The organism is Mesobacillus subterraneus, assembly GCF_020524355.2.
In the GTDB taxonomy this organism is placed as follows: domain Bacteria; phylum Bacillota; class Bacilli; order Bacillales; family Cytobacillaceae; genus Mesobacillus; species Mesobacillus subterraneus_C.
Map to the genome: position 1 here is coordinate 4,494,293 of NZ_CP129019.1, position 26,983 is coordinate 4,521,275.

The 26,983-nt window shown below is 44.4% G+C and carries 24 protein-coding genes and 1 pseudogene; 14 read left to right on the top strand and 11 right to left on the bottom strand.

The window, feature by feature from the left end; genetic code table 11:
- Positions 1 to 30 precede the first annotated feature (30 nt).
- The 3 genes from LC048_RS23430 to LC048_RS23440 are packed head-to-tail and all read right to left on the bottom strand — an operon-like array spanning position 31 to position 2,334.
- Positions 31 to 405, bottom strand: coding sequence for a VOC family protein (locus LC048_RS23430; protein WP_226603368.1), 375 nt, complete (start codon positions 403 to 405; stop codon positions 31 to 33).
- Between the two features lie 10 nt (positions 406 to 415).
- Positions 416 to 1,288 (bottom strand): alpha/beta fold hydrolase, encoded by an 873-nt coding sequence (locus tag LC048_RS23435; RefSeq protein WP_226603366.1) that lies wholly within the window; start codon positions 1,286 to 1,288, stop codon positions 416 to 418.
- Positions 1,285 to 2,334: an alpha/beta hydrolase gene (locus tag LC048_RS23440; protein ID WP_226603354.1), complete on the bottom strand. Its 1,050-nt coding sequence runs from the start codon at positions 2,332 to 2,334 to the stop codon at positions 1,285 to 1,287. Before LC048_RS23440 ends, LC048_RS23435 begins: the two co-directional genes overlap by 4 nt.
- Positions 2,335 to 2,496: 162 nt before the next feature.
- Between LC048_RS23440 and LC048_RS23445 the strand changes: the two genes are divergently transcribed.
- Together LC048_RS23445 and LC048_RS23450 are read left to right on the top strand one after the other, a co-directional pair.
- A complete protein-coding gene (locus tag LC048_RS23445) occupies positions 2,497 to 3,030 on the top strand; it encodes a sigma-70 family RNA polymerase sigma factor (protein WP_226603351.1) in 534 nt (177 codons plus the stop codon).
- Positions 3,008 to 3,991 carry a DUF4179 domain-containing protein gene (locus tag LC048_RS23450; RefSeq protein WP_226603350.1) on the top strand — a complete coding sequence of 328 codons (984 nt, stop codon included), beginning with the start codon at positions 3,008 to 3,010 and terminating at the stop codon, positions 3,989 to 3,991. The genes LC048_RS23445 and LC048_RS23450 overlap by 23 nt, the downstream gene beginning before the upstream one ends.
- Positions 3,992 to 4,009: 18 nt before the next feature.
- Here the strand turns inward: LC048_RS23450 and LC048_RS23455 are convergent, their stop codons facing one another.
- Complete coding sequence (locus LC048_RS23455; protein WP_226603347.1) at positions 4,010 to 4,549, bottom strand: dihydrofolate reductase family protein; 540 nt, start codon at positions 4,547 to 4,549, stop codon at positions 4,010 to 4,012.
- Between the two features lie 62 nt (positions 4,550 to 4,611).
- Here LC048_RS23455 and LC048_RS23460 point away from each other — a divergent pair, with 62 nt between their 5' ends.
- The 3 genes from LC048_RS23460 (at position 4,612) to LC048_RS23470 (ending at position 8,366) form a co-directional block, all read left to right on the top strand.
- Positions 4,612 to 5,076: an HAD family hydrolase gene (locus LC048_RS23460; protein WP_226603342.1), complete on the top strand. Its 465-nt coding sequence runs from the start codon at positions 4,612 to 4,614 to the stop codon at positions 5,074 to 5,076.
- 385 nt (positions 5,077 to 5,461) lie between these two features.
- On the top strand, positions 5,462 to 6,154 hold the full coding sequence (locus LC048_RS23465; protein WP_226603340.1) for a response regulator transcription factor: 693 nt from the start codon (positions 5,462 to 5,464) through the stop codon (positions 6,152 to 6,154).
- Positions 6,132 to 8,366, top strand: a complete 2,235-nt coding sequence (locus tag LC048_RS23470) for a HAMP domain-containing sensor histidine kinase (RefSeq protein ID WP_306048916.1) — start codon at positions 6,132 to 6,134, stop codon at positions 8,364 to 8,366. Before LC048_RS23465 ends, LC048_RS23470 begins: the two co-directional genes overlap by 23 nt.
- A gap of 33 nt (positions 8,367 to 8,399) precedes the next feature.
- On the opposite strand, the gene LC048_RS23475 is transcribed toward LC048_RS23470, so the two are convergent.
- Positions 8,400 to 9,233, bottom strand: a complete 834-nt coding sequence (locus LC048_RS23475) for a hypothetical protein (protein WP_306048918.1) — start codon at positions 9,231 to 9,233, stop codon at positions 8,400 to 8,402.
- Positions 9,234 to 9,419: 186 nt separating this feature from the next.
- Between LC048_RS23475 and LC048_RS23480 the strand changes: the two genes are divergently transcribed.
- Positions 9,420 to 10,625 carry an MFS transporter gene (locus LC048_RS23480; RefSeq protein ID WP_306048919.1) on the top strand — a complete coding sequence of 402 codons (1,206 nt, stop codon included), beginning with the start codon at positions 9,420 to 9,422 and terminating at the stop codon, positions 10,623 to 10,625.
- 47 nt (positions 10,626 to 10,672) lie between these two features.
- Here LC048_RS23480 and LC048_RS23485 read toward each other — a convergent pair whose 3' ends face one another.
- Positions 10,673 to 11,041, bottom strand: a complete 369-nt coding sequence (locus LC048_RS23485) for a heme-copper oxidase family protein (protein ID WP_226603333.1) — start codon at positions 11,039 to 11,041, stop codon at positions 10,673 to 10,675.
- Between the two features lie 233 nt (positions 11,042 to 11,274).
- Here LC048_RS23485 and LC048_RS23490 point away from each other — a divergent pair, with 233 nt between their 5' ends.
- Both LC048_RS23490 and pgmB read left to right on the top strand, forming a co-directional pair.
- Positions 11,275 to 13,566 (top strand): glycoside hydrolase family 65 protein, encoded by a 2,292-nt coding sequence (locus tag LC048_RS23490; RefSeq protein ID WP_306048921.1) that lies wholly within the window; start codon positions 11,275 to 11,277, stop codon positions 13,564 to 13,566.
- Between the two features lie 281 nt (positions 13,567 to 13,847).
- Entirely contained in the window at positions 13,848 to 14,516 is a 669-nt protein-coding gene (gene pgmB / locus LC048_RS23495) for a beta-phosphoglucomutase (RefSeq protein ID WP_226603331.1), read from the top strand.
- Between the two features lie 197 nt (positions 14,517 to 14,713).
- On the opposite strand, the gene LC048_RS23500 is transcribed toward pgmB, so the two are convergent.
- Entirely contained in the window at positions 14,714 to 15,775 is a 1,062-nt protein-coding gene (locus tag LC048_RS23500) for a hypothetical protein (protein ID WP_226603330.1), read from the bottom strand.
- Positions 15,776 to 15,972: 197 nt separating this feature from the next.
- Between LC048_RS23500 and LC048_RS23505 the strand changes: the two genes are divergently transcribed.
- Positions 15,973 to 16,872, top strand: coding sequence for an NAD(P)/FAD-dependent oxidoreductase (locus LC048_RS23505; RefSeq protein ID WP_306048923.1), 900 nt, complete (start codon positions 15,973 to 15,975; stop codon positions 16,870 to 16,872).
- Here LC048_RS23505 and LC048_RS23510 read toward each other — a convergent pair.
- Both LC048_RS23510 and LC048_RS23515 read right to left on the bottom strand, forming a co-directional pair.
- Positions 16,855 to 17,205: a hypothetical protein gene (locus LC048_RS23510; RefSeq protein WP_226603327.1), complete on the bottom strand. Its 351-nt coding sequence runs from the start codon at positions 17,203 to 17,205 to the stop codon at positions 16,855 to 16,857. The two genes, LC048_RS23505 and LC048_RS23510, sit on opposite strands and share 18 nt — an antisense overlap.
- A 37-nt stretch (positions 17,206 to 17,242) precedes the next feature.
- Complete coding sequence (locus tag LC048_RS23515; RefSeq protein WP_306048925.1) at positions 17,243 to 18,778, bottom strand: FAD-dependent oxidoreductase; 1,536 nt, start codon at positions 18,776 to 18,778, stop codon at positions 17,243 to 17,245.
- A 179-nt stretch (positions 18,779 to 18,957) separates the two neighbouring features.
- Here LC048_RS23515 and LC048_RS23520 point away from each other — a divergent pair, with 179 nt between their 5' ends.
- The 4 genes and pseudogenes from LC048_RS23520 (at position 18,958) to LC048_RS23535 (ending at position 22,854) form a co-directional block, all read left to right on the top strand.
- Positions 18,958 to 20,298, top strand: coding sequence for a UDP-glucose dehydrogenase family protein (locus LC048_RS23520; protein ID WP_306048926.1), 1,341 nt, complete (start codon positions 18,958 to 18,960; stop codon positions 20,296 to 20,298).
- 81 nt (positions 20,299 to 20,379) lie between these two features.
- Positions 20,380 to 20,856 carry a Cys-tRNA(Pro) deacylase gene (ybaK, locus tag LC048_RS23525; protein WP_226603322.1) on the top strand — a complete coding sequence of 159 codons (477 nt, stop codon included), beginning with the start codon at positions 20,380 to 20,382 and terminating at the stop codon, positions 20,854 to 20,856.
- 437 nt (positions 20,857 to 21,293) lie between these two features.
- Positions 21,294 to 22,390 (top strand): annotated as a pseudogene (locus LC048_RS23530) (PRK06851 family protein).
- A 53-nt stretch (positions 22,391 to 22,443) separates the two neighbouring features.
- The gene (locus LC048_RS23535) at positions 22,444 to 22,854 is read left to right on the top strand and encodes a hypothetical protein (RefSeq protein ID WP_226603318.1); all 411 of its coding nucleotides are present in this window, start codon (positions 22,444 to 22,446) and stop codon (positions 22,852 to 22,854) included.
- A gap of 49 nt (positions 22,855 to 22,903) precedes the next feature.
- Here LC048_RS23535 and LC048_RS23540 read toward each other — a convergent pair whose 3' ends face one another.
- Positions 22,904 to 24,265 (bottom strand): YjiH family protein, encoded by a 1,362-nt coding sequence (locus LC048_RS23540; RefSeq protein WP_306048928.1) that lies wholly within the window; start codon positions 24,263 to 24,265, stop codon positions 22,904 to 22,906.
- A gap of 238 nt (positions 24,266 to 24,503) precedes the next feature.
- Between LC048_RS23540 and LC048_RS23545 the strand changes: the two genes are divergently transcribed.
- Entirely contained in the window at positions 24,504 to 24,992 is a 489-nt protein-coding gene (locus tag LC048_RS23545) for a GNAT family N-acetyltransferase (protein WP_226603314.1), read from the top strand.
- A gap of 308 nt (positions 24,993 to 25,300) precedes the next feature.
- Here LC048_RS23545 and LC048_RS23550 read toward each other — a convergent pair whose 3' ends face one another.
- On the bottom strand, positions 25,301 to 26,953 hold the full coding sequence (locus tag LC048_RS23550; protein ID WP_226603309.1) for a glycoside hydrolase family 13 protein: 1,653 nt from the start codon (positions 26,951 to 26,953) through the stop codon (positions 25,301 to 25,303).
- Positions 26,954 to 26,983: the final 30 nt, after the last annotated feature.

The window sequence follows — 26,983 nt, forward strand, 5'->3', positions numbered from 1 at the left end:
ACTGCGTCACCGGCAGTATCCTTTCTGTTTTTATGCAACGACCTCGCTCATGAAGGCATGAGTGTTTTCCTCTGTATCCTTGAAGAACACCATCCATGTTTCTGTATCGCCGATTTTAGCAACTACATGCGGCTCGCCGATGAACTGTACGCCATCTGAAAGCTCTTCATACTTTGCCTTGAGGTCTTCAACCTGTAGATAGATGACTGAACTAGGATGGGCAAATTGCTCGTTTTCCGGAAGGGTCAACAGTAGACGGACGCCTTCACAGTCGAAAAACGCCATTGTATCCGTATTGAATAATAATGGCAGTCCTAATTTTTCTTGATAAAAGGCAGTGGCTCTTTCAATGTTTTTTACAGGTATTCCAATCTGGCCGATTTTTTGTACTGGATTTGACTGCATTATTTGCCTCCTAATAATGGTTTTTCAAAAACTCCTTGATATCTATGTCGATGATCTCCAGATGAGCAGTGGACGGAAAATGTCCCATCTGATACTGTTTCAATTCTAGCTGCTCACCTAAAAGTCCTTCCGTTTTCTGGGAAATTTTGTTTCCTGGGAAAAATACATCCTCTGTTCCCGTTATGACAAGCGTGGGGGCAGTGTAATCTCTCAGCTCATTCGCAACAGTCAGTTTTGGCATTTCCTGTTCAAGGGTTGTATGTTTGAAAATATTGCCGATGATGCTTTCATCCAGCTGTTTCATGCTATTAGAGGACATCACATCGGCAATTTTGCGCAGGCTTTTGACAGATCCGTTCATCTTGTAAAAAATCATTGGGACAAGGATTTCCTTGATCATTTTCATTTTTGAGCCCAGGCAGATTCCAGCTGGAGCGACAAGGATAGCGCACTGGATTCTTTCCGGCATAAATGCCGCAAGCCTGAGGATAATGCCGCCTCCGTAAGATGGACCGATAAATCCGCATTTCTCAATCCTGTAATGGTCCATCAAGTCGGCAATCCACTCAGCAAAGCTGCTGTCTGAGGCAGATATTCTTGTTTCGTCACTGTAACCCGGATGTCCGATAGTGTCAGGTGCATAGACCTTATACTCCCCAAGCAAGCCTTTGAACCAGGACAAGGTGACTGGATTGATGCAATTGCCACCCTGGAAAATAAATAGAGGCTTCCCTTCCTTCTTTCCCATTACCAGTACATGAGTGCTGCCATATCTCGTTTGTATGTAATCCCTCCGAATCAGTGAATCAAACTGAGTAAGATACTCTTCATATTGGTTAAGGATCCGTTCTTTTCCTTCCAGGCTCTTATAAATTGTTTTCATTGATTGATGACCTCTTCTTTAATATGACTTAGTTCATGGATAAGGTGCTGCTCGATTCGTGCGGTATCATCCGGGTGAAAGAGATGGGCAGATTTCTCCATCCAAATGAAGCTTTTATTATGGTTCGTTTTCAAAGAGCTAAGATAGTCTTCTGCAAAATGCGCATGAACATGGACATCCTTCCGACCATGGATGAAGGTGACAGGAACTTCCACAGATGTCACGTCTTTTTGCACATCAATATTTGGTATGTTTCGAATGAATTCGTCTGTGTAGATTAGCTTGAACCCGCTGTGAAAAGAATGGATAACATCCGTGAAACTGTAATCCCTGGAGATAAGCATGTTCAGCGACACTTTCGCGAGGCCGGGATGCTTGATCTTCGCGTCATGATAAACCATCGTCCTATACTTCATCTGCCATTTTCGCAGGACACCCCATTGCTTGTAGCCCTTAGTAAATGGCGGATCGCCAACTGCTTCAAGTTCATTCAGTGCTTTGAAATCGCCGCGCCGTTTTGCTTCTTTTTTTGCCCACTCGAGACCTTCACGATCATTTTCAGCCCAGTTGATAATCTGCGAAATCCCGACATAGGAATGGAATTTAACTGGGTATCTTTTTACCAAGTACATGCCGATCAATGTACCGAATGAGTGAGCGGCAAGAAAGATTTTTTCCTGATGAAACGTTTCTCTTAAAAAGTCAGTCAGTTCAGCTGCGTCTGATACGAGTTGATCAAAGGTCATCGATGCTTGAGGAATATCTTTGTGATAGGATTTGCCCGTGCCGCGCTGGTCCCAAAAGACAACGGTAAAGTGCTTGACAAGCTCTTTTGTGTTGGTGGCGACAGTATAGTTTTTCCCTCTGGAAGAGACACCAGGCAGGGGCATGGAAGGACCGCCGTGCAAAAACAGCAGCACCGGGTTCTTAGGTGAGTAGGACTGGATGAGGATACTCTGCTGGATGCCGCCGAGTGTTATCGTATCCATTCGGTCGATTCCGTCTTCTGGAATATGAAAATCAGGCTTAGGAGAGAAGAAGCCCATTACATCACCTCGTTCGATATACTAGAAATGTAGATTCAATCTGTTTATATATAGGTAAAATTCCATTAATTACTATATTACGGTAGTCCTAGAAAAATATCTCGAAAAAGTTGAAACTTTTTTTACCTGAGATTGCTCTAAAGAGTGAAAGGAGGTCAGGAAATGAAAGAAGCAATACTTGTGAAGAAAGCAGTCAAGGGGAATACAAAGGCGTTTGAAAAGCTATTGGTTTTACATAGTGATCGATTATATAGGACCGCTTATTTATATGCAGGAAACAGGGAGGATGCCCTTGATATCGTCCAGGAAACCTCATGCAAAGCATACCTGGCGATCGGACAGCTGAAGAATGAAGATTACTTCTTAACCTGGCTGACAAGAATCCTGATCCATTGTGCGTACGATGTTTTGAAAAAAAGGAAAAAAGAAATACCAGTTGAGAAACAGGTCGACCTGACTTCAAACAGTGACCATAAGCTGGCAGAGAACCTCGATTTGATGGAGGCGATTACTCTATTGAAAGCTCAGCACCGGACCGCGATAATCCTGTTTTACTATCATGACCTGCCAATCAGCGAGATTGCCAGAATGATGGTCATTCCTGAAAATACCGTAAAAACCTATCTGCAGCGGGGCAGGAAGGAACTTAAAAATAGATTGGGAGGCGAGCACGATGAAAAAGAAAATGTTTCATGAATCGGTGGATCAACTCGAGGTTCCTGAAGATGAAGTTTTAAAAGCAATTAAGGCAGGGGTCAGCAAAGGGAACAAAATGAAGGCTAAGCAAAAACCTCGATTCAAGGTGATTGGGGCGTCAGTTGCCGCTGCAGCAGTCCTGTTCGTTGCATCAGGCTTCATGGTGCCGACGGTAGGAAATGTGATGGCGGATATTCCTTTCCTGGCGAAGCTTTATGAACATGACAAGGTTGCCGAAAATCTCGCCACACAACAGCTCATCACTGAGTTGAATGAAAAGGCAGTTTCTGACGGAATTGATGTGAGCGTTATCGATGCTTATTATGACGGAGCGATAATTGGCGTCACCTTCGATGTTAAGGGTGAGGTGAAGGGCGATGAGGACGAGATGTATGCATTCTATGAAATTTTCGACCGAGATCCGAATATCGAAGAAACAATGGAGCTGGTAAAGCTGCTCCCTATTGAGGGCGGCTACAAAGGACATATCCAGTTAAGTTATCCAAGAGCAGAATTGCCGGCAGAAACCACATTGCCATTCAACATTATTGGAATCGGTGAAATCAATGACAACTGGAAGGACGAACAGGGGAAATGGAATTTTGACGTGCCTATTAAACAACTTCCATTCGAAACTGCTCCGCTTGGAAAGGTAAGTGAGCATGGTGATTATAAAATCACGTTCGAAAAGTTGATTACCGGGAATTCGTCGATCGCCATTGAATACACACTGAGTTATCCTGAAGATGGCGAAAGAGTCATGCTCAATCTTTTTGATGATAAGGGTAAGCAAATGATTGGCGGAACTTCTGACGCAAAACTGGAGAGGAAGGTCGAGGATGGAACGGTGTTGGAGAAAAGGCGGATCACACTCCCGATGGTGCCTGAATCAGATTTTATCGAAGTCCAACCATCAATGGATTCGGGAGAAGAGCTTGACGCTGTTAAAATAAATCTATAAAAAATGAGGCGCTGGGAGTCATCCAGCGCCATTATTTTTAGATCTGTATTTCAGTGCGGCGATCTGTCCAAATCGGCCTGTGTCTGTTAATTCGAAATCCGCAGGTGGCGTACCCTCTGGAAACAGCGGAATTCCATCCCCAATCAATTTCGGAATGATATAAAGCTCGATTTCGTCGATCAGCTTTTTTTCAAGGAATTGCTTCACAAGCTGACCGCCGCCGACAAGCCAGACATAACCCTCAGAGTGTTCCTTCAGGCGAGAAACAAGGGATTCCAGTTCTTCGTCTGAATACGTGACATGGGTGTTGCTTTCCTGCGTTTGTCGCGATAAGACATAACAGGGCTTACCTCCATAGGGAAAATCATCTGTCAGTCTTAAAATCTCTTCGTACGTTTTTCGTCCCATAACAACGGTTCCAACCTTACTGTAGAATTCACTGTAACTATTATCGCCATCACCTTCCACATTATCGAGCCAGTCAACGGCGCCATCTGGCCTGGCAATATAGCCATCCAGGCTTGCCGCGATATAGAGTATTACTTTGCTCTTTTCCATCTAACATCCTCCAAGCGGGTGTATAATAACGATATTCTATCAAAAAAAAGGGAGGCATATTCATGCTTGCTTTAAATATCCCGGGCAGAGGGCCATTCAATCTCAGACATCTAGTGCTCGATTTTAACGGAACGATTGCTTTTAACGGTGAGTTGATCCCTGGAGTGGCTGAAAGAATCATTCTTTTAAGCAAAGACATAGAGATTCATGTCATTACAGCAGATACGAACGGGAGCGTCATCAACCAGTGCGAGGCAATGCCTGTCACTGTGCACATTCTTCACTCAGGAGACCACACAGGTGAAAAGGGGGAATATGCCCGAGGTCTGGATGGAGTAATCTGTATGGGGAACGGCGCAAACGACGAGGCCATGTTCGCCGAATCCGAGATCGCCATTGCCGTGGCCGGAAGAGAAGGATGTGCCACATCAACACTGCTGAAAAGTGATATCTTGATCGAAAATATCAATGATGCTCTGGGTTTGCTGCTGAATCCTAAGCGATTGATCGCAACGCTTCGCAGGTAGTAGGGTGAACTGGAAAAAAGACCGCGAAATTTCCAGTTCGCCAATAAATTCATTTTTTCGCCAATAAAATTTGAAAATTGCCAATAAAGTTGTGAAAACCGCCAATAAAAAGATTCACCAATGTAAAAAGCATTAAACTTCCCAACGAAAATGGGTTAATTAGCACCAATCTGCTCGACTTCAGGGTTTCCTCTGCACAAAATCTCCATTGAACACCTCAAAATTACCTTTCCTCTCAACCTTCATAAAAATATATAATAGATTCACACACCACTTTTACCATTATTAAGAAAATCTTAAGATTTATCCTCGGTGAATATTAAGGTTCACTGTCTAGAATAAGCAATATCGAAGCTTGCCTGTATGGGAAGGGGGTTTTTAAAAATTGGAACAATACAATGTGCTGGTTGTTGATGATGAAAAAGAGATTCGTGATGCGATAGAGATTTATTTGAAGAACGAAGGAATCAGGGTGATCAAGGCAGCAGATGGAATCGAGGCGATCGAAAAACTGAATGAGCAGCCTGTTCACTTAATCCTGCTCGATGTGATGATGCCGCGGCAAGACGGTATTACGACGACCTTCAGGATCCGTGAAGACAAGAATATACCGATTATCATTTTGAGCGCGAAAGCAGAGGATACGGACAAAATTCTCGGGCTTCAGGTCGGTGCCGATGATTATGTGACGAAGCCGTTCAATCCGCTCGAACTGATTGCAAGGGTAAAATCCCAGCTGAGAAGATACGTCACACTCGGTACATATGAAGGGAAAGCGAAAGCGATCGACCTGAATGGACTGACATTGGATCAGTCCTCGAAGGAAGTCACTGCCCACGGAGAGCCTGTCAAACTGACACCTATCGAGTACAAAATCCTCGAGCTGCTGATGACGAACGCCGGCAGAGTCTTCTCCATCAACGACATATATGAGCGAGTATGGAAGGAACCGAGCTACAATGCTGAAAACACGGTGGCGGTCCATATCCGGAAAATACGCGAAAAAATAGAGATCGATCCGAAGAATCCAAGATTTTTGAAGGTGGTGTGGGGGATTGGATACAAAATCGAAAAGTAAGTATGTGTTTGTGGTATGGGTGCTTTTGATTGCATTCGGTCTTAGTGGACTTATTTCGGTCCTGACAAATGGCAGCCGGTTCATGCAAGGTGATTATTTTGAATCAGAGGAATATAACTCGCAAATGGAGCAGTTCGTTGCGATGCTGAATGTATATGAGATCTATAACATGCCAAAAGAAGAAATGAAAAAGAAAATTACTGTAACAGACGAGGAAATTGAAGAACACCGAATGAGGTATGGCAATCTTGGAGATCAAATATCCAATATCGGGATGCAATATGAAGATCAAATACAGGCGGCAATCGATTCAGAAAATAAAGCTGCTGAAGAGATCCTAAAGAAAGAACGAGACGGGAAAATCGCGGATATAACCGAAAACTTCAACAGCGAGGAATATGTACGCGCTAAGATCGTCAAAGAGAAGGAAAAAAAGATTGATGAATTTTATCAAGACATGGAAGAATACCAACGTGAATTCAGCAATCTTCAGCAGGCATACAAGTATTACCTGAAAGACAATGCAACAGGAGAAGTCATTACGAATCTTACCTTATCAAAAAATGAATCAGCATCTGATTTCCTGAATAAAAAAGAGATGTATTATGTGAAAGATTACGCTGTATTGCAAAGAAATTATTTATTCACTGGTTATAGTGAGAAATTCCTGCCTTTTAATGAAGTCGCTGAAACGATTCTGGAAAACCAAAAAGACCGGAATCTGTCCGGCCAAATCGGCTTATCTAAGAGCGCTTCGGAGAACCATTACGTCATCGTGAATTACAGGGACTATCAGACAGGGCAAAAGCTCTATTTCGGTTATCTTCTATCAAGTTTCGCTGCCTTGATTGCCAGCTACTTCCTGGCAAAACGAAAGCAGGCGACAAACTTTGGTTCATTTCAGCAGATGAAACCCTTTTATGCGAGGATTCCGCTTGAATTAAGAATCATGATGCTTTTAGTGACAGTTTTCTTCCTGTTGCTGACCATGACTTTGATCAGTGAACAATTTGTCTATTACCATTCAAATGTATTAGCCTCCCTTATTGAGATGATCATCAGCCTGCTTGCTGCAGCCTCTTTGCTGGCAGTTGGCTGGGTCCAGCTGAAATTCCTTTCGGAGTATCGAAAGGATTGGACAAAGCTGTGGGATGATGTGGATAACAGCCTTTTAGTGAAAAGCTATCATGCGATTCAGAATGCCTTTTTAATCAAAAGCATTGGATTCCAGCTGCTTGTCATCCTCGGAATCGTGTTTGGTATGGGTATGCTGTTTGTTGGCGTCCTGGTAGCAGGTGGGGGAGATATAATTGTCATAGCTTTCGGTTTTGGGGTGATAAGTCTTCCGATTTTCCTCATCATCATGAGGAAAGCTGGTTACTTGAATAAAGTATTAAAACATACAGAAGAACTTGCTGCAGGCAATTTAGGTGCGGACATACCGGTAAAAGGGAAATCTGCGATCGCGAAACATGCGGCAAATATCAATGCGCTCAGGAACACGGTAAAAGTCTCCCATAAGGAACAGGCAAAAAGTGAACGCCTGAAGACTGAGTTGATCACGAATGTCAGCCATGATCTCCGGACGCCGCTGACATCGATCATTACGTATACAGAGTTGTTGAAAACGCCTGACCTGGCATCTGAAGACCGGGATTCCTACATCGAAATCCTCGACAGGAAATCAAAGCGCTTGAAAGTCTTGATCGATGACCTGTTCGAGGCGACGAAAATGGCAAGCGGCAATATCGAGCTGCATAAGGAGAAAGTTGACCTTAACCAACTGCTGCAGCAGGCGCTAGCCGAGCATAATGAGGCGCTGAGCCAGTCTTCCCTTCAGCTGCGCGTGTCACAGCCAGATCACCCGGTTCATGCCTTTGTCGACGGGCAAAAGCTCTGGAGAGTGTTCGATAACCTGATTGGCAATATCCTGAAGTATGCTCTGGAAAATACGAGGGTATATATTTCGGTAAAAGAAGAGCAAAACCAGGTTGTGCTTACTTTTAAAAACATCACGAAATACGAGTTGGGCGAGGATTTGAATGAACTTTTCGAACGCTTTAAACGCGGCGACCAGTCACGCCATACGGAAGGATCCGGTCTTGTCCTCGCAATCGCAAAGTCCATCGTCGACCTTCATGAAGGCTCACTTGATATTGAAGTCGATGGTGACCTGTTCAAGGTGACTGTCATCCTTGAAAAACTAGATTAGACCAGAAGCCCCCCTTTGCTTTGCAGAGGGGGGCTACTTGTTTAAGCGGATTTTTAAATATAAGTACCTTGAAATAAAGACCATGAATACATGGAATGCAAGATTCCAGAGCTTGTTCAACCGCAGTTTCAACAGACCGGTTCGTTCCAGCAGCATATCCATTCCGATAGAGCCCATTAACATCGTCAATCTCGGCAACAGACCACTTTTTGACGAATTTTGGACAAGGAAAATGGAACGAATCAAACTATAGATTGGTGCGATGATGAAATGCTCCCGCCATGAGTGGTGAACCCCACGTCCAAACCTGACTTTCCTGTTGACTGCAGATATAAAGAGCAAGGTCACACCGATGACTTCTGTTGACAGATAGTGCGCAATCACCAGAGCCCATTCTTTTTTCGCGTTCAGCGCTTTGTAAAACCAGTCGCTGACATAAAAATAGATATTCATTAAAAAGACCGTATAGTAAGGCTTCCACCAAAATGCTTTATAGATTTTTAAATGCAGGAAACAACGTTCGATTCCATAATAAATCAGCGTGCTGCCGAGCTTCCAATACCGATTCTTCTGATACAGTGTCAGGAGAGTTGCGGTAATGGGAACATATAATGCCTGCGAAAAAACAGCTCCAAGGATTTGATCGTGAGCCTGTTTTTTTAGGATATATGGTTTGTATGAATACCCTTTGAACAGATTAAGGACCGGATACTCAAATAAATATGCCATACCAATATTGGAGAGCAGAAGGCTCCATATATTCTTTTGACGGCTTGGCTTTGCGAATATGAAGAAAAGTAGAACATGAACCACTGCGAGCAGCAGAAAGGGAACGGAGTTATGTTTGACGAGCCTTTTTTTTCTCAAAATATATACTCCACCTTTTCAAGGATATAGTTATATTGTCTTCGTATTCTTTGAAATTTATGAATAACTTATATCATGACTACTGTAAAGACACGTGATAATATAAAGAAGCAGCGCGATTATTATGTTAAAAATAACAATTTAAGGGAAACTATTTGTATCGTTGCAATGGTTTAGGAGGGTAATATGAAAAAGTCACAGGAGATTTCAGAAAAAAAGCTGCTCGGGATTGCGGGGCTAGGCTGGATGTTCGATGCGATGGATGTGGGGATCTTGTCCTTTATCATCGCCGCATTGCAGGTTGACTGGAATTTGACAGGTAAGGAAATGGGCTGGATCGGCAGTGTGAACTCAATTGGGATGGCTGTCGGTGCATTAGTATTTGGCTTGCTTGCTGACCGGATTGACCGAAAAAATGTCTTTATTATTACTTTATTGCTTTTCTCAGTAGGTAGCGGGATTTCCGCTATGGCAACAACTCTGTCGTTCTTTTTACTGCTAAGATTCTTTATTGGAATGGGACTTGGCGGTGAGTTGCCGGTAGCGTCCACTCTTGTTGCGGAAAGTGTGCCTGCTGAGAAACGAGGGAGAGTCGTCGTCCTGCTTGAGAGCTTCTGGGCTGCAGGCTGGCTTGTTGCGGCATTGATTTCATACTTCGTCATCCCGAAATTCGGCTGGCAAATGGCTTTGATCCTTAGTGCCCTGCCAGCATTTTATGCCCTGTATCTACGAATAAACCTGCCGGATTCACCACGGTACCTGACTGTTGAAAAGAAGGAAAGGCTTACGATCAAGGAAAGCATTGCCGAGGTCTGGTCAAAGGAACATTTCAAGAAAACGGCGATGCTCTGGATTCTATGGTTCAGCGTGGTATTTTCCTATTACGGAATGTTCCTGTGGCTTCCAAGCGTGATGGTCATGAAGGGCTTCACATTGATTAAGAGCTTCCAATACGTACTGATCATGACTTTGTCCCAGCTTCCGGGGTATTTTACGGCAGCATGGCTGATTGAAAAAGCAGGCAGGAAGTTCGTGCTGGTTGTCTATTTAATAGGGACAGCACTTAGCGCCTATTTCTTTGGGACGGCAGATTCGCTTCCGTTGCTGATCACAGCTGGAATTCTGCTATCATTTTTCAATCTTGGTGCCTGGGGAGCGTTATACGCTTATACACCGGAACAATATCCAACGACAATCCGCGGATCCGGTGCAGGTATGGCTGCCTCTTTTGGCCGAATCGGCGGGATAATCGGACCACTGATGGTCCCGTATTTATCGGCGCAAAATCTATCGATCACCACCATTTTTACGATTTTTTGCATAGCAATCCTGATCGGTGCTGCTGCCGTCTTTTTCTGGGGCACGGAAACGAAGCAGAAGGAGCTGGCATAATAAAAAAGTTCGCCTCATTTTTTGGAGGCGAACTTTTTCATCTTATTTTAGGCTTTTACATATTTGGAAACATTTAACAGAAAGAGAATGCCTCCGATAACGACGACTAGTGATCCAAGGATGGCAAAGACGGTAAAAATGACTCCCCCTATCAACATAGATAAGGTAATCCCGCCTTGCATGACGGGGACTCCAATATTATGGAGCCAGAAATGGGTTGAGGCTAGCTTGCTGTTCCCTGCTGCAGGAAAAAGATAGTAAATTGTACCGAACAGGGCCATTGATACCCAGCCAAGCAGATTTAAATGGGCATGCACCGAAGTCAGTGTGAAGTCATGTGCGATCCCCATAATAATTCCTAGAATAATAGCAATGACAAAATAGACCGCAGCAACTCTGAAAAAACGTATGCTCAAAATGGTTTCCTCCTTCCATATGTAGTTCTTTTAGATTATATTAGTTTTCTGAAAGTTTATAACATATGTACCAACTAAATAGGTGGAAAAGTTTTTTCAGCGGATTATAATAGTAAAATAATAATAAGTTCAGGATGACACAAAAATATCACCTTTGGTTTTTGTCATTTTTACGGAAATTCATGATATAATAGTGCAAACGTTTGTACAACTTCTAAAAGGAGATAAAAGCTATGAAAAGATTATTTGGGATTGATAGCTGGAAGATCGTCGAAACGGACTTGCATAAAGAAGATTTCCGCCTTGCAGAAAGCATCACAAGCCTCGGAAATGACCATATGGGCATGCGCGGAAATTTTGAAGAGACATATACTGGAGATTTCCATCGCGGTTCATATATTGCAGGCGTCTGGTTTCCCGATAAAACACGTGTAGGATGGTGGAAGAATGGCTATCCCCACTATTTTGGCAAGGTCATTAACTCAACGAACTTTATCGGCATAAAAGTGTTTGTTGACGGAGAGGAACTCGACCTTTACAAAGCAGAAGTGAAAGATTACTATCGTGAACTTGATATGCAGCATGGTGTCTTGACACGCCGTTTTACAGTCGTTCAGAGCGGCAAGGAAACGGAAGTAGAAGCAATCCGATTCCTCTCAGTTGCTGATAAAGAACTGGCTGCGATCAAGTATTCAGTTACGGCTAAGAATTATAATGGAAACGTTACCTTTGTTCCTTATCTCGATGGAGACGTGCGTAACGAAGATTCTAATTATGATGAAGATTTCTGGTACGAAATTAGCAGGGATGCTTCAGAACATAAGGGCAGTCTTGTAATGAAAACGAAAGACAACCCATTCGGTACTCCCACATTCCAGGTGGCAACCACTATGCAAACGGTTGTCGAAGGAAATGTAGCAAAGGTTGAAGTCAGTGAAAAAGAAGAATACGTAGAAAATGTGATCGAAGTTAAGGTTGAGCAGGGTCAAACTGTAAACCTTTACAAATATGTTGCCGTAACAACGGACCGTGACTATGAAGCTTGTGAGCTTGTTTCTAAAGGCCGTGAAGTTCTAGACCGTTCAGTTGAAAAAGGGTTTGGGCAGCTGTTGGAAGAGCACAAAAATGGCTGGTTGAGCCGCTGGGAAATAGCTGATGTTGAAATCGCAGGCGATGACTCTGCACAGCAGGGAATCCGTTTCAACCTGTTCCAGCTATTCTCTACTTATTATGGTGAAGATTCCCGTTTGAACATTGGACCAAAAGGCTTCACAGGCGAAAAGTATGGCGGTGCGACTTACTGGGATACAGAAGCGTACGCAATCCCGCTGTACCTTTCTACTGCGGAATCCGAGGTTGCCCGCAACCTGCTGATTTACCGCCACAACCAGCTTGATGGCGCCTATCACAATGCGAAGCAGCAGGGACTTAATGGTGCACTTTACCCAATGGTTACTTTTACAGGCGTCGAGTGCCACAATGAGTGGGAAATCACGTTTGAAGAGATTCACCGTAACGGTGCTATTGCCTATGGTATCTATAACTATGTAAATTACACTGGAGACAAAGATTATCTCCATGAATACGGTATCGATGTGCTCGCTGGCATCTCCCGTTTCTGGGCAGATCGCGTCCACTATAGCAAGTCCAAAAACGTATATATGATGCATGGTGTAACTGGACCGAATGAATACGAAAACAATGTCAACAACAACTGGTATACGAACCGTATCGCTGTCTGGACACTGGGCTACACGCTTGAAGTCATTGAATCTCTTAAGCAAAACGGACATGAGGCGCGCCTCGCAGGCCTTGAATTCTCCGAAGATGAGCTTGCGAAATGGCAGGACATCATTGAAAAAATGTACTTCCCATACGATGAAGAAAAAGGTGTATTCATCCAGCACGATACATTCCTAGATAAAGACTTGATGACAGTTGATGAGCTTTCAGCTGAAGACCGCCCGATCAACCAGAACTGGTCATGGGATAAAATTCTGCGCAGCTGCTTCATCAAACAGGCTGATGTTCTTCAAGGATTGTACTTCTTCAATCACGAATTCACAGAAGAAGAGAAGCGCCGCAACTTCGAATTCTACGAGCCAATGACGGTGCATGAGTCATCACTGTCACCAAGTATCCATGCAGTGCTTGCTGCAGAGCTTGGCATGGAAGAGAAGGCATACGAAATGTACAACCGTACGGCGCGCCTTGACCTTGATAACTACAACAATGATACAGAAGACGGTTTGCACATCACGAGCATGACAGGTGCATGGCTGGGTATTGTCCAGGGCTTCGCGGGCATGCGTACGGCTGAAGGCACATTATCATTTGCGCCTTTCATCCCTAAAGCTTGGACACAGTACAGCTTCAACATCATCTACCGCGACCACTACATCAAGGTAGAAGTGAACCAGGAAAACGTCGTCCTATCGCAGCAAGGACCAGAACTTGCAATGAAGCTTTACGGCGAGGAAATCACAATTCCAGCAGAAGGCGAACTAACTGTAAAATTGAAATAAAGATACTGAGAGATCTTTGGGGCAGCCTGAAGGTCTCTCTCAATGATGCTGCCGCGCGGTACTATATATTACAGCTTAAATGGACATTTTGGAGTGTGAATGGATTCGAAATGTCTAACAACCAGGTTTTAAAGGACATTTTGAAGAGCAGTTGGATGTGAAATGTCTAAGAACCAGGTTTTAATAGACATCCTGAACCGGGAATGGATTTGAAATGTCTAAGAACAACATAACAAACAATGTGTATCGTTATGAGAACGATTCATGAAAGGAGTTTAATCATGACAAGACCACTAAAAGCGTTTATTTTTGACCTTGATGGCGTCATTACTGATACAGCTGAATATCATTTCTTAGCGTGGAAAGCGCTGGCTGAGGATTTGGGCATTACTTTTACCCGTGAGGATAACGAGGAACTAAAAGGCGTATCCCGCATGGATTCCCTGGAGAAAATCCTTGATCTTGGCGGCCGTTCAGGCGATTTTACAGCAGAAGAAAAAGAAGCATTGGCTGGCAAGAAAAATGATCATTACCTCACGCTGATTCAGAACATCACTCCAGCTGACCTTTTACCCGCGATCAAAGAGCTGATTACGGATATTAAAGCAAAGGGCCTCAAGCTGGGCATGGCTTCTGCAAGCAAGAATGCGTTCACTGTGATGGAGTCACTCGGAATGAAATCCGAGTTCGATATCATCGTTGACGCAAAGACCGTCGTGAACGGCAAGCCGCATCCGGAAGTTTTCCTGCGTGCAGCGGAAATGCTTGGTGTTGAGCCTGAAGCATGCATTGGTGTCGAGGATGCAGCCGCAGGCGTACAGGCGATTAAATCCGCAGGAATGTTCGCTGTCGCTGTGGGGCCAAAGGAAAGCTTCGAGAATGCTGATATCGTCTATGCCAGCACGGCTGAGCTTTCATTAGAGAAAATCTTAGAAGTATATAACTCATAATAGTTATGGAACCCGGTCGTGAATATGCGGCTGGGTTTTTACTTTTTTTTGGATAAATAGAAGATTATTTGGCTTAAGTGAGAGATTACTTGCTTCTAGTGAGAGATTTTTTCGATTCATCGAGAGAATGTTGCTTTTTATTGAGAGATTATCCCTATTGAGCGAGAGATTATTTTTATTCAGCATGAAAAAAGCGATCACTCCGGGAGTGACCGCTGCAATTCATGATAAAAAACATCCGGTTCGTCGACATTCAGGACGATTCGGTGCACTTTTCGTTTCAAGCCATAGATAAGGTAGACATCCTGCGGCTGATGCAGCAGGATTTCAAACATCGGTTTTTCCTGGATCAAATCAGGCACTCTGGCATCAAAAAGCCCTTTTTGCTCTTTTTTGCTGAATTTTTCTGGCCCTTCGTAATGGTTGATTTCCTTGATATTGCTTAAAGGCAGGTGCATTGAGCTTGAAAATCCTGTCTGCAATAACAAATGGTCATCGGTCAGCAGGAACGGAGTCAGGCGTGTGGCCTGAAGCTCGGCCAGCATGAACAGAATGCCGTATATGTTCAAAATCAGCAGGATATAGGAAACAATTGGGTTCCAGCTATGCAGGAAGTAATGCAGGCCAACCGATTCAATCGCAATGGCATGGATGATCATGATGTAGACAGCATTCACGCTTGTTTTTTTATGATAGGTAAAAGCCATGCCGTAATCAATCTGAACCTTCTTTTTCCAAGAGAAGAGAGAGTAATGGAACATGGAAAATTCAGTGACAAGGATTCTGGCTGCAGTATGATCTGGCAGACTAGCCTCTACAGCCTTTCGAATGTTAAAAAGAAAGAACGAGTTTCGGCTGGCCAGCGTTTTATACTCTTTCAGCAATTTCGGAAGCCTTGTGATAAGGGTGTAGGCTATATAAAGTTCAACCAGCAGGAATGCGCCTTCTGATACTAATAAAAGATAGGGAAGGAAAGGGTAATCTGATAGATGCTGCTGGGGGACGATGAAGTAGGCTGCGGCAAATCCAGCAAATATGACGACTCCCATATACTTTAGTGAATATCTTTTGCGAATGATCATGAAGTAAGTCAAGAGAGGCAAAATGATTAACAGGTCAAGCAGTGAACCGATGACGGCGCCATCGGGGACTGGCCCGAATATCGAAGTACGGTAAAGAATGAAATTTGTTGCCAGGATCAAAGAGGTTAAAACTACATAAAGCAGTAATCTTGGTTTTTTCGCGACGGTATTTGTCATTATTATCCACCTCGCTTTTATTATAACTGATTTCATAGTGTCAAAGTAGTAATTTGAAGGTGTTCGACAAAACTAGTGTTAGTAAAAATATTGAGAAAATTACTTAAGAAAATAGTGGAGTGAATAAACCGGATTACACCACCTTTAAAAAGGGAAACATGCAATTATGATACTTTTTAAAAGGACGGTGGATCGGTATGTATGATTGCCTTATAGTTGGAGGCGGGATTGCCGGGCTTCAGGCGGCGATTCAGCTTGGGCGATACGATCATAATGTCATGGTTCTGGATGCAGGTGATGGCCGGTCGGCGATATGCCAGAGCTACCATAATATCCTTGGATATCCGGATGGAGTAAGCGGACCTTACTTAAGAGAAGTCGGCCGTAAGCAGGCGGCGCAATATGGCGTTGAATTCGTGATTGGCAAGGCTGAGAGTGCCGAAAAGACGGAGAATGGATTCGAAGTAAAGGCGGAGAGCGGCGACACATACAAGGCGAAGACTATGCTTCTGGCCACAGGAGTCATGGATCGGATTCCACCTTTTCCGGAGCTGATGCCTACGCTTGGCATCAGCGTGTATATATGTCCGGATTGCGATGGCTATGAAGTGAAAGACAAGAGCACCATCGTAATGGGTTCTGGCAACCCTGGTGCCAACATGGCACTGACCCTGAACTATTTTACAGATAAACTCACGTATGTGAATCATGAAAATAAAGAAGTTGATGAAGAGATAATGGCAGCCATGAAGGAAAGGCACATCAAGTATGTCGAAGGACCGATTGAAAAGGTTATGGCAGACGGTCCTGACTTCAGGGGAGTTGTCCTAGAGAATGGCGAGGAACTGACCTCAGAGCGCGGCTTCATGGACTTCGGAGGGAATGAAGTGAAATCGCAGCTCGCACAGCAGCTTGGCGTCGACCTTCATAAAAACAAGCATGTATTAGTGAACCCGCGGACAAAAATGACCAATGTCGAGAAAGTCTGGGCCGCAGGTGACCTAGTCGCTCATTCCGAACAGACAACGATTGCCATGGGCGACGGCATGCAGGCCAGCATTTGGATTCATAAGACACTCTTAGCGGATAAGAGGTAATCGTTTTGGTGAATTTTTTTCACAGAGAATCGTCGGGAGCGGGATATTCCCGTTCAAAGTGAGATAATCTCTGCTGGGAGCGATATAATCCCGGATGAGTGCAGAATAATCCTTGTTGGGAGCGATATAATCCCGGATGAGTGCAAAATAATCCCTGTTGGGAGCGATATAATCCGGGATGAGTGCAAAATAATCCCTGTTGGGAGCGATATAATCCCGGATGAGTGCAAAATAATCCCTGTTGGGAGCGGTATAATCCCTGATGAGAACAATATAATCCCTGATGAGAACAATATAATCCCGATTGGAAATTATACTCCCCTCTGGACACAATGCAAGCCGCCACTCAAACTGTAGTGGCGGCTTTCTTCTATTCTATATCGACTTTTTTTAGCGGCAGTTCAGCTGGTCCTTCAATGACGTCACCCTTGTATGAGAAACGGGAACCGTGGCATGGGCAGTCCCATGAACGTTCGCCATTGTTCCACTCTAGCTCGCAGCCCATATGGGTACAGGTTGTGTCTACTACATGCAGCTCGCCGTTTTCATCGCGATAGGCGCCGGCACGCTTGCCGTTGACTGTCACGGTTGCACCCTCATCATTATCAAGCGATGTCGCCTGGGTAGATGGGCGTTCCAGCTTCCCTTTTACGAGTGTCTTGGCAATATGGGCACTTGTTGAAATGATTTTCCTCAGTTCAGGATCTGCCTTGAAACGCTGCGGATCAAATACTTCTTTATATGGATTGTCTATTTTCAGAATCTGGTCGCTCAACATCATTGCTGCATTGATTCCGTTAGACATTCCCCATTTTCGGTATCCAGTCGCGACATAAATATTGTCTGTGGTCGTTGAGTATTGGCCGACAAATGGGAGTTTATCATTAGGAACAGGGTCCTGAGCAGACCATCTGAACGGAATTTCCTTTACGCCGAATGTTTGATATGCAAATGCCTCGAGTGCTTCATAGTATTGGTGCGTATTCGTTTTATGGCTGACTTTGTGGCTGTCGCCGCCAAACAGGACGATTTTTTCACCGTTCCAGTCAGCGTAACGTAGCGAACGGGTAGGCTGCTCGGCATTGATGAACATGCCTCCGGGAAATTCTTTTTCAGTTTTAACAGCCAGCACATATGATCTTTCCGGGGTCATCCTGGAAAAATAAAACCCTTTTAGGTCATAGAAAGGGTAATGCGTGCTGACAATCATTTGTTTACAGTGCACCTTATGACCATCGCGGGTTGTAACGACAGGCTCTGCGCCTTCTTCCATATCGACGGCAGTAGAATTTTCGAAAATTTGTCCTCCCATTTCAGTAAAACGCTCAACCAGATGCTTTAAAAATTCGAGCGGGTGGAACTGGGCCTGGTTGCGCATCACAATTCCGGCTTTCGCTTCTATAGGCAGGGGAACTTGAGAAACATACTCGCTGCCATGTACTCCGAGTTTTTCGTAGGCCTTAAATTCAGTTAGGAGCTTTTCCATTTCTTTGTCGGAATTCGTGTAGATATAAGAATCCTCTTCCGAAAAATCACAGTCAATCTGCTGCTCTTTTACAAGGTTTTTGACAAATTGCACCGCGTCATAGTTGGCCTGATAGTAAAGACGTGCCTTCTCCTCACCATGATGGTTGATCAGCTCATCGTAAATGACACCGTGCTGTGCAGTGATCTTTGCAGTCGTGTGGCTGGTTGTTCCATTCAATATGCTGCCAGCCTCGATCACAGCGACTTTCACACCAGCCTTTGCCAGCAGATAGGCAGAGGTCAATCCAGTGATTCCGCCTCCAATAATCGCGACGTCTGTCTTCAGGTCCTCCTCCAGCTGTGGAAAGGAAGGCAACTCAGCTGTTTTACGCCAGTAGGGTTCAGGAAAACGAGGCAGCTTTGAAGTGTATTCGTTCATCAACAATCCTCCTTGAAAATCTTCATAATAACTAATTTTTCCTATATTGGTGAAAATCATGCTATTTTTCCTTTTACCCACTAATAATTTAGATAGACAAGTTTTTGCCAAATAGAGCGTATTGCAGAAGGAAGGGGTTCCATCATGATAAAATGAGAGCATCAGAATGGAGGGCCAATATGGATATAACGATTTTTGGGACAGGCTATGTTGGCCTTGTTACCGGTGTTTGTTTTGCTGAAGTAGGCTATAATGTCACGTGTTTTGATATAGATGACCGTAAAATCACCGCCCTTTCCCAGGGGAGATGCCCAATTTATGAACCTGGTCTTGAGGAGATGCTCAAAAGGAATCTTAAAGAGGGGCGACTTCATTTTACATACGATTCAAAATCGGTCTGTAAGAATGCGGATTACATTTTTATTGCCGTCGGGACGCCTGAAAATGAGGACGGATCGGCGAACCTTGAATACCTGGAGAGGGCTGTTGAGCAGATTGGCACGAACCTGGTCAGAGATGCAGTCATTATTATTAAAAGCACCGTGCCAGTAGGGACTAATCAAAGGATCTATCAGGAGCTTCGTAGAATCACGCCTGACAATATCCAGGTGAAGGTCGTTTCAAGTCCGGAATTCCTGCGCGAGGGTTCAGGAATTCTTGATACCTTCCATGCGGATCGGATCGTTGTCGGGGCAGATGACCATAAGGCAGGCCGTGCGGTGGCTGATTTATATAAACCTTTTGGACGGCTGATTTTGCAGACAGATATCCGTAGTGCGGAGCTCATTAAGTATGCTTCAAATGCCTTCCTGGCGACGAAAATCAGCTTCATCAATGAGGTGGCCAACCTGTGTGATCACACAGGCGCAAACATTGAAGATGTGGCGAAGGGAATGGGCATGGACGGCCGGATCGGCAGCCAGTTTTTAAAAGCGGGAATTGGCTATGGCGGCTCCTGTTTCCCCAAGGATACGAAGGCGCTGGAAAAACTGACGGAAGAATATGATTATGACTTTAAAATCCTGCGCTCCGTCATCGAGGTAAACAACAGGCAGAAGCAGCAATTGTTTGAGAAAGCCCGGGAGTTGTTTGGGAATCTTCAGGGCAAAAGGGTGGCTGTGCTGGGGCTGGCGTTCAAGCCGCATACGGATGACATCCGTGAGGCGCCAGCTGTTGATCTGATAGCCCGACTGCTTGAAGAAAAGGCAGACATCTCCGTATATGATCCGGCTGCCACCCGCAATACCGGTAATCTTTTTGGAAGCCGGCTCTACTACACTGAAAACATCGATACTGCCATCAAAGGAGCAGACCTCGTCTTCATCATGACTGAGTGGACGCAAATCGCCCAATATGATTTAGAACGTTTTCCGTTGCTCATGCGAGACCCGGTTATTTTTGACGGAAGGAACTGCTATGATTTGGCTGAGGCAGAGTCAGCTGGCTTAACATACGTTTCTGTTGGCAGGAAAGCCGTTAATGTGAATCGGAATCTGGAGAACTCGAGATTTCAGGGCTAAGCCTATAAAGAACGTAATTGAATCGACCACCTGCCCTAAGGTAAAATTATCCTAAATACCTTCAACTAAGGAGGAACCAGGATGGCTAAGGTTAAAACAAATGCAATGCGGATTCTTGACACGCAGAAGGTGCCGTATGAGGTCCTTACTTATGACTCGAAGGATGGCAAGATTGACGGCGTTGCCGTTGCGGGGAAAATTGGCCACGATGCTTCGCAGGTCTACAAGACGCTTGTGGCAGCAGGGGCAAGCAAGGATTTATATGTTTTCGTCATTCCGGTCGAAGCCGAGCTCGATCTGAAAAAGGCAGCGAAGGAAGCCGGCGAAAAGAAAGTGGAAATGCTTCCGGTTAAGGATATCCAGAAATTCACCGGCTATATTCGCGGCGGCTGTTCACCCATCGGAATGAAAAAGGACTATCCGACGTTTTTGGATGAGAGTGCCCAAGAGCTCGAGACCATCATCGTCAGCGCAGGGAAAATCGGCTTCCAGGTCGAGTTGGCACCAGACCAGCTTTTAAATGCTGCTATGGGGAAATATGGTCAATTGACGAAATAGATTAAACCACAGTTTGAGCTGTAGTTTTTTATTGTTGTTTTCACCACTTTAACGGAAAAATTCAGCATAAATTGAAAATGACCCTTATTTCTTTGAAAATAAGGGTCATTTTTCCGTTTATTGGTTCCAAATCGTTGGATTTTGACCTATTTATTGCAGTTAACCGGGAGGTCACAGCTAATTTCTGCTTCAGAAGCCTCCTTTTTATACAATTACTGGAAATTCTCCGCTTATGAACTTCCACACCTAAACGAAAATCAACAAGAGGCATTTCTATAATGGAGGTAATCCGCCAATAGACTTGCCCGGGAAATAGAGACATGAAAGACAAAGCTGGAATGAAATATGGGCAATCACCCAGAACAAATGCCCTGCATATAGTAAGGAGGAAGCGAAAACTTGCCGTTTATAAGAACGGTTGGAGGGAGTGCGATTCTATGTCAGGAAAAATCCTGAATTACTTTGCCGGCGGAAACACTGCCCGCGGTTTTTACAGCTTATATGATTCCAGCTTGCATGGCCTGTCCCGGCTATTCATATTGAAGGGCGGACCAGGAACAGGGAAATCATCGCTCATGAAAAAGATCGGCAATGAATGGCATGAAAAAGGCTATGAAGTACAATTCCTGCATTGTTCATCAGACAATAAATCGATTGATGGTGTGCTGATTCCCAAATTAAATGCCGGGATCGTTGATGGAACGGCGCCTCATGTCATCGAACCGAAAGCACCTGGGGCGGTAGAGGAGTACGTCAATCTGGGTGAAGCGTGGGATTCCGGAAAGCTCCATGAGCACAAGGAAATGATCCTGCAGCTTAGTGAAAAAATCAGCGGGGCATTTAATTCCGCCTACAGCCTTTTTGCCGAAGCTTTGAGAATCCATGACGAGTGGGAAAAAATCTACATTGAGAACATGGACTTCGAAAAGGCGAACGAGCTGACAAACAAATTAATGGATCAGTTTTTCGCAGACAGTACATCTTCAGAAGGAACTGGCAGGGTGTTTGACCGATTCCTGGGGTGCAGCCACTCCGGTTGGTGCAGTCGACTTTGTACCAAATCTGACTGAGACGGTTGGCAAGAGGTATTTCATTAAAGGCCGGCCAGGTTCTGGAAAGTCGACCATGCTGAAAAAAAATTGCTGCGGAAGGACAGTCGCGAGGCTATGACGTTGAAGTCTATCATTGCGGTTTCGACCCGCATAGCCTGGATATGGTCATCGTCCGCGAGCTCGACTTCGCGATTTTCGACAGCACCGCGCCACATGAATATTTTCCGGAGAGAGAGACGGATGAAATCATTGATATGTATTCAGAGTTGATCACTCCTGGTACAGATGAAAAATACGAAGCAGAGATCAAGGATGTTGGCGGAAGGTATAAAGCGAAGATGAACGAAGCCATAGCCTCACTAGCTCACGCAAAAGAGCTGCGTGACCAATTGGAGGCCATCTACATCGAAGCCATGGATTTTGCCAAGGTAGACGAGATCACCAGCCAACTTCAAAAGGAAATGGAAAGCCTTACCAACTAGCACCGAATTGGGCGTTTTGCATACATTACATGGAAGACTTTTAGAGAGGGGATATGAGTTTGTACTTTAATAACTTCAACCCATATGCACAAAATCAGCAATTTGAGGATGATTATGGCTTTTATGAAAAGGACTATTATCAGCAGGAAGAATTGAGAACATTTGGCGGCTTTCCTGGCGGTCCTGGAGGTGTACCGGGCGGTGGCCAGGCAGGAGGGCCGCCAACATCGCCGCCTCCTGCATTTGTACCACAAGAACAGGCAACAGCCTTCGCAGTCGACCCTGGCGGAATCAGGAGATGTATGTTCCGCTATACGTATATCTGGCTGATCGATGGCAGAAGCTTCTGGTTCTATCCAGTCTTCCTTGGCAGAAACTCCGTTGCCGGCTGGAGATGGAGCCGCCGCAGAGGATGGGTTTACTACGGCATGGACCTAAGACAGATCCGGTCATTCCAGTGCTAGAAAAAACAAATGGAGCCCCTTGGACAGGGGCTCCATTTTACTTTTTATCTTAAAAAAGAATATGTGCAACCAATACGATGATTGGCAATGTAACAAGTGTACGCTGAAGGAAAATGATGAATAATTCCCCGAAGCTGACAGGAATCTTGGATCCTAGCAGCAGTCCGCCAACCTCAGACATATAGATCAGCTGTGTCACGGAAACAGACGCAATGATGAACCTTGTCATCGGGCTTGCGATATCAGCACCGATTACGGAAGGAAGGAACATGTCCGCAAAGCCGACAATCAGTGTTTCAGATGCCGCCTTCGCCTCTGGTACCTGCATCAGCTCGAGCAGTGGAATGAACGGCATACCAAGCCATTGGAATACGGGTGTGTATTCTGCGACAATCAGCGCCAGTGTTCCAAGCGCCATGACGATCGGCGCAACACCCATCCACATATCAAGGATATTGCGGATACCGGCAAGGAAGAAATCTTTGAAGCTCTTATTGCTGCTTGCTTTATCGACAGCCTGTGCCATTCCCCAGGAGAAAGGTGTATATCCATCAGGAATGTTCTCCTCAGAGTAGTCGTTGTTCTGCTCCACATAGTACGTATCCTGCTTCCTGGAAAGAGGCGGGATTCGCGGAAGGATGACGGCTGCAACCACACCAGCCAGTGTCACAGTCAGATAGTAGGGAACGAACATGTGAGCCAGGTCAACCTGGGAAATGACGACAAGGCTGAAAGTGATGGAGACAACAGAGAATGTCGTCCCGATGACAGCCGCTTCTCTTTTCGTGTAATATCCTTCTTCATATTGTTTGCTTGTCAGTAGAACTCCAATTGTGCCATCGCCAAGCCATGATGTGAGAGTATCGATGGAAGAACGGCCAGGCAATGTGAAAATAGGGCGCATGATTTTGACCATTAAGGTTCCGAATAATTCAAGCAGGCCGAAGTTCAGCAATAATGGCAGGAATAATCCCGCAAATAGAAAAACAGAGAAAAGGATTGGCAAAAGGTCATTGAGCAGAAGGCCGCCTGTGTTAGCTGACCAGACTGCTTCCGGTCCTAATTGAAATAAGGTCATAACTGCAAAAATAGCTCCTAAAATCCTGGCAATAAGCCAGATTGTCGGTACATCAAACAATGATTTCAAGAAATGATTACGATTCAGGATTTCAGGTCTGACCGTTTTTATCAATAAGGTCCCGATTAAAGTCAGAACAATGATCACCGTCATGATTGCAGGAAGCGTGCCGCCAAGCAGTTCCTGGAGCCATCCGGAAAGGACAGCGATTGGTATCGTGATTTCTCCATTATAGGAGATTGGTAACATAAAGAAAAATATTCCTATTAACGAGGGAATGATGAATGCTAAAAAGTCCCCGGTAGATCGTGTTTTACGCAATGGTTTTTCCAAAATGATTTCACCCTTAGAATACATATTTATAAGCCAAAAATTATTTTAATGCATAACCCCTGTTTTGCCAACCCTTTTCTCGGTCCAATTCCTTCCTGAATTATATTATCCTAAAGCAAGCAAGCTAAACTCCCATCCGCCACCTTCATGTAAAATTCAACTTTTTTTAGCAGGATTCCTTCTGTTTTGCTTGAATTCTTAATAGGACTATTACCTCATTTAATCAGGGAGAATCAGTATGAAAGTAACTTTGGAAAAAATCAATCAAGATAAAAAGGAAGTGCTGCGTAACTTATATTCACTCTACCTGCATGATTTATCCGCTTATACAGATGGATTGCAGATCAGTGAGTCTGGCAGTTTTGAATTTGATTCATTTTCGTTAATAGGGGAAAAAGAAGGGGTCACTCCTTACTTTATTATTGCTGATGAAAAGCTGGCAGGCTTTGTCTTGATCCTCGAAGCACCTTTTACGACAAGAGTAGATAAAGTGATCAATGACTTTTTTATCCTGAATACCTTCCGTGGAAAAGGAGTCGCCAAAGCAGCTGTAACAGAGATCATTGCTGAAAATAAAGGCAGTTATTACATATCCCAGCTCGTTAACAATCTAACCGCAGTGCATTTTTGGAAAAAAATCTACAGGCAAATGGAGATAGACTTTGTAGAACAGTCGGAAGTGCAGGATGGGGAAGATGTTGTATATCAGACTTTTGTTATTAGGTAATGTAAATGCCTCTTGATATTGAATGTAATGGATAGTCGTTTTTTTCAAATTTAGGATGATGGTACAATTATATCGGGTTAGCGTGCAATTAATGAGGATGACCGTGCAATTAACTGGCACAAGCGTGCAATTAAGGAGAAAAAGCGAGCAATTATGCAGAATAACCGTGCAATTGATCGAAAATATACTAAAAGCTTGATTAATTCATCGCAGAGATTCGGTCACAGACCCTGTTAAAGTAACATTTTCGTGAAAAATAGCCTATAAAAAAGGAGTGCCATCATAAAAATCCGGCACTCCTTTAAAAATCACTTCAAATATACTCTTGTTTCATATGGCTTCATGGTAAACAGTGATTCCTGTTCTTCAACCTTATAGTTGTTCAGCAGCAATTGGCTTGATTCAAGTGGGAATCCGTTGAATTCAAAGGCTGCAGGCTCGTTTGTAAGGTTAGAGATGACCAGCGCTTGTTTGTCGCCCATTGTTCTTGTGTAAGCATAGATTTGTGTATGGTCTTCAAGAACCAAATCATATGTGCCGTATGTGAAAATTTCATTGGTCTTTTTCATCTCAATCATTTTTTTGTAAAAATGGAGAATGGAGCCAGGGTCTTGAAGCTGGGCTTCAACATTGATTTCTTTGTAGTTCGGGTTCGTCCCAATCCAAGGCTTGCCTGTTGAGAAACCGGCGTTGTCAGCAGCTGACCATTGCATTGGCGTACGGGAATTGTCGCGGCTTGTCGCCCAGATGAAATCCATGATCTCTTCATGTGGCACACCGTTTTCGCGGCGAATTTTATACAGGTTCTTGATTGCGACATCATCGTAATCCTCAATTGAAGGGAACTGGACATTGGTCATCCCGATTTCCTGGCCTTGATAGATGAAAGGAGTACCCTGCATCAGGAAGTACATCGAAGCGAGCGCTGTTGCACTTTCGCGCCAGTATTCCTTGTCATCGCCCCATGTTGAAACGATACGGGCTTTATCATGGTTTTCAATGAATAATGCATTCCAGCCGTGTCCTTCAAGGCCTTTTTGCCAGCGGGTAAAAGTGTTCTTCAACTTTGCCAGGTCGAGTGCCTTCTTTTCAGAATCCCAGAGATCAAGGTGTTCAAACTGGAATACCATATTGAACTTTCCTTGTTCCTCGCCGACCCAAAGATCCGCTTCCTCAATGCTGACGCCATTTGCTTCGCCGACTGTCATGATGTCGTACTTTGAGAACGTTTCTTCCTTCAGCTCTTCCAGGAATGTCTGGATCCCATCGACGTTCATATGCTTGTCAAAAGAAGAAACATACTGCACTCCTTCGGGATTAGGCATGTCTTTCAAGCCTTCTTCTTTTTTGATATGGCTGATCGCGTCGACACGGAAACCGTCAATTCCCTTATCAAGCCACCAGTTGATCATATCGTATAAAGCAGTACGGACGTCTTTGTTTTCCCAGTTCAAATCGGGCTGTTTGCGGGAGAAAATATGCAGGAAGTACTGATCTGTCTGCTCATCATACTCCCAGGCAGATCCGCCGAAAATACTCTCCCAGTTGTTCGGCTCAGCGCCATCCTTGCCGTCGCGCCAGATGTACCAGTCGCGTTTAGGACTGTCCTGGGATTCACGTGACTCAATGAACCATTGGTGCTCATCGCTCGTATGGTTGATGACTAGGTCGATGATCAGCTTCATGCCGCGCTTATGCGTTTCAGCAAGCAGCTGGTCAAAGTCTTCCATCGTTCCGAACTCATCCATGATATCTTGATAATCACTGATATCATAACCATTATCGTCATTAGGAGATTTGTACATTGGACAAATCCAGATCACATCGATTCCTAAGTCCTTTAAGTAATCAAGTTTTGATATCATTCCTTGCAAATCACCGATGCCGTCGCCATTGGAATCCTTGAAGCTCCTTGGATATACCTGATAGGCAACAGCCTCTTTCCACCATGTGTGTTTCATGTGAACCCTCATTTCTTTGAATGATCCTGA

Bases quoted from the DNA above. Each gene is read 5' to 3' on its own strand.
- LC048_RS23445 (WP_226603351.1), top strand. From the start codon at position 2,497: ATGAAAGAAGCAATACTTGTGAAGAAAGCAGTCAAGGGGAATACAAAG.
- LC048_RS23435 (WP_226603366.1), bottom strand. From the start codon at position 1,288: ATGAAAACAATTTATAAGAGCCTGGAAGGAAAAGAACGGATCCTTAAC.
- LC048_RS23505 (WP_306048923.1), top strand. From the start codon at position 15,973: ATGTATGATTGCCTTATAGTTGGAGGCGGGATTGCCGGGCTTCAGGCG.
- LC048_RS23460 (WP_226603342.1), top strand. From the start codon at position 4,612: ATGCTTGCTTTAAATATCCCGGGCAGAGGGCCATTCAATCTCAGACAT.
- LC048_RS23490 (WP_306048921.1), top strand. From the start codon at position 11,275: ATGAAAAGATTATTTGGGATTGATAGCTGGAAGATCGTCGAAACGGAC.
- LC048_RS23515 (WP_306048925.1), bottom strand. From the start codon at position 18,778: ATGAACGAATACACTTCAAAGCTGCCTCGTTTTCCTGAACCCTACTGG.
- LC048_RS23440 (WP_226603354.1), bottom strand. From the start codon at position 2,334: ATGGGCTTCTTCTCTCCTAAGCCTGATTTTCATATTCCAGAAGACGGA.
- LC048_RS23550 (WP_226603309.1), bottom strand. From the start codon at position 26,953: ATGAAACACACATGGTGGAAAGAGGCTGTTGCCTATCAGGTATATCCA.
- LC048_RS23520 (WP_306048926.1), top strand. From the start codon at position 18,958: ATGGATATAACGATTTTTGGGACAGGCTATGTTGGCCTTGTTACCGGT.
- LC048_RS23450 (WP_226603350.1), top strand. From the start codon at position 3,008: ATGAAAAAGAAAATGTTTCATGAATCGGTGGATCAACTCGAGGTTCCT.
- pgmB (WP_226603331.1), top strand. From the start codon at position 13,848: ATGACAAGACCACTAAAAGCGTTTATTTTTGACCTTGATGGCGTCATT.
- LC048_RS23480 (WP_306048919.1), top strand. From the start codon at position 9,420: ATGAAAAAGTCACAGGAGATTTCAGAAAAAAAGCTGCTCGGGATTGCG.
- LC048_RS23500 (WP_226603330.1), bottom strand. From the start codon at position 15,775: ATGACAAATACCGTCGCGAAAAAACCAAGATTACTGCTTTATGTAGTT.
- LC048_RS23535 (WP_226603318.1), top strand. From the start codon at position 22,444: ATGAGTTTGTACTTTAATAACTTCAACCCATATGCACAAAATCAGCAA.
- LC048_RS23545 (WP_226603314.1), top strand. From the start codon at position 24,504: ATGAAAGTAACTTTGGAAAAAATCAATCAAGATAAAAAGGAAGTGCTG.
- LC048_RS23430 (WP_226603368.1), bottom strand. From the start codon at position 405: ATGCAGTCAAATCCAGTACAAAAAATCGGCCAGATTGGAATACCTGTA.
- LC048_RS23455 (WP_226603347.1), bottom strand. From the start codon at position 4,549: ATGGAAAAGAGCAAAGTAATACTCTATATCGCGGCAAGCCTGGATGGC.
- ybaK (WP_226603322.1), top strand. From the start codon at position 20,380: ATGGCTAAGGTTAAAACAAATGCAATGCGGATTCTTGACACGCAGAAG.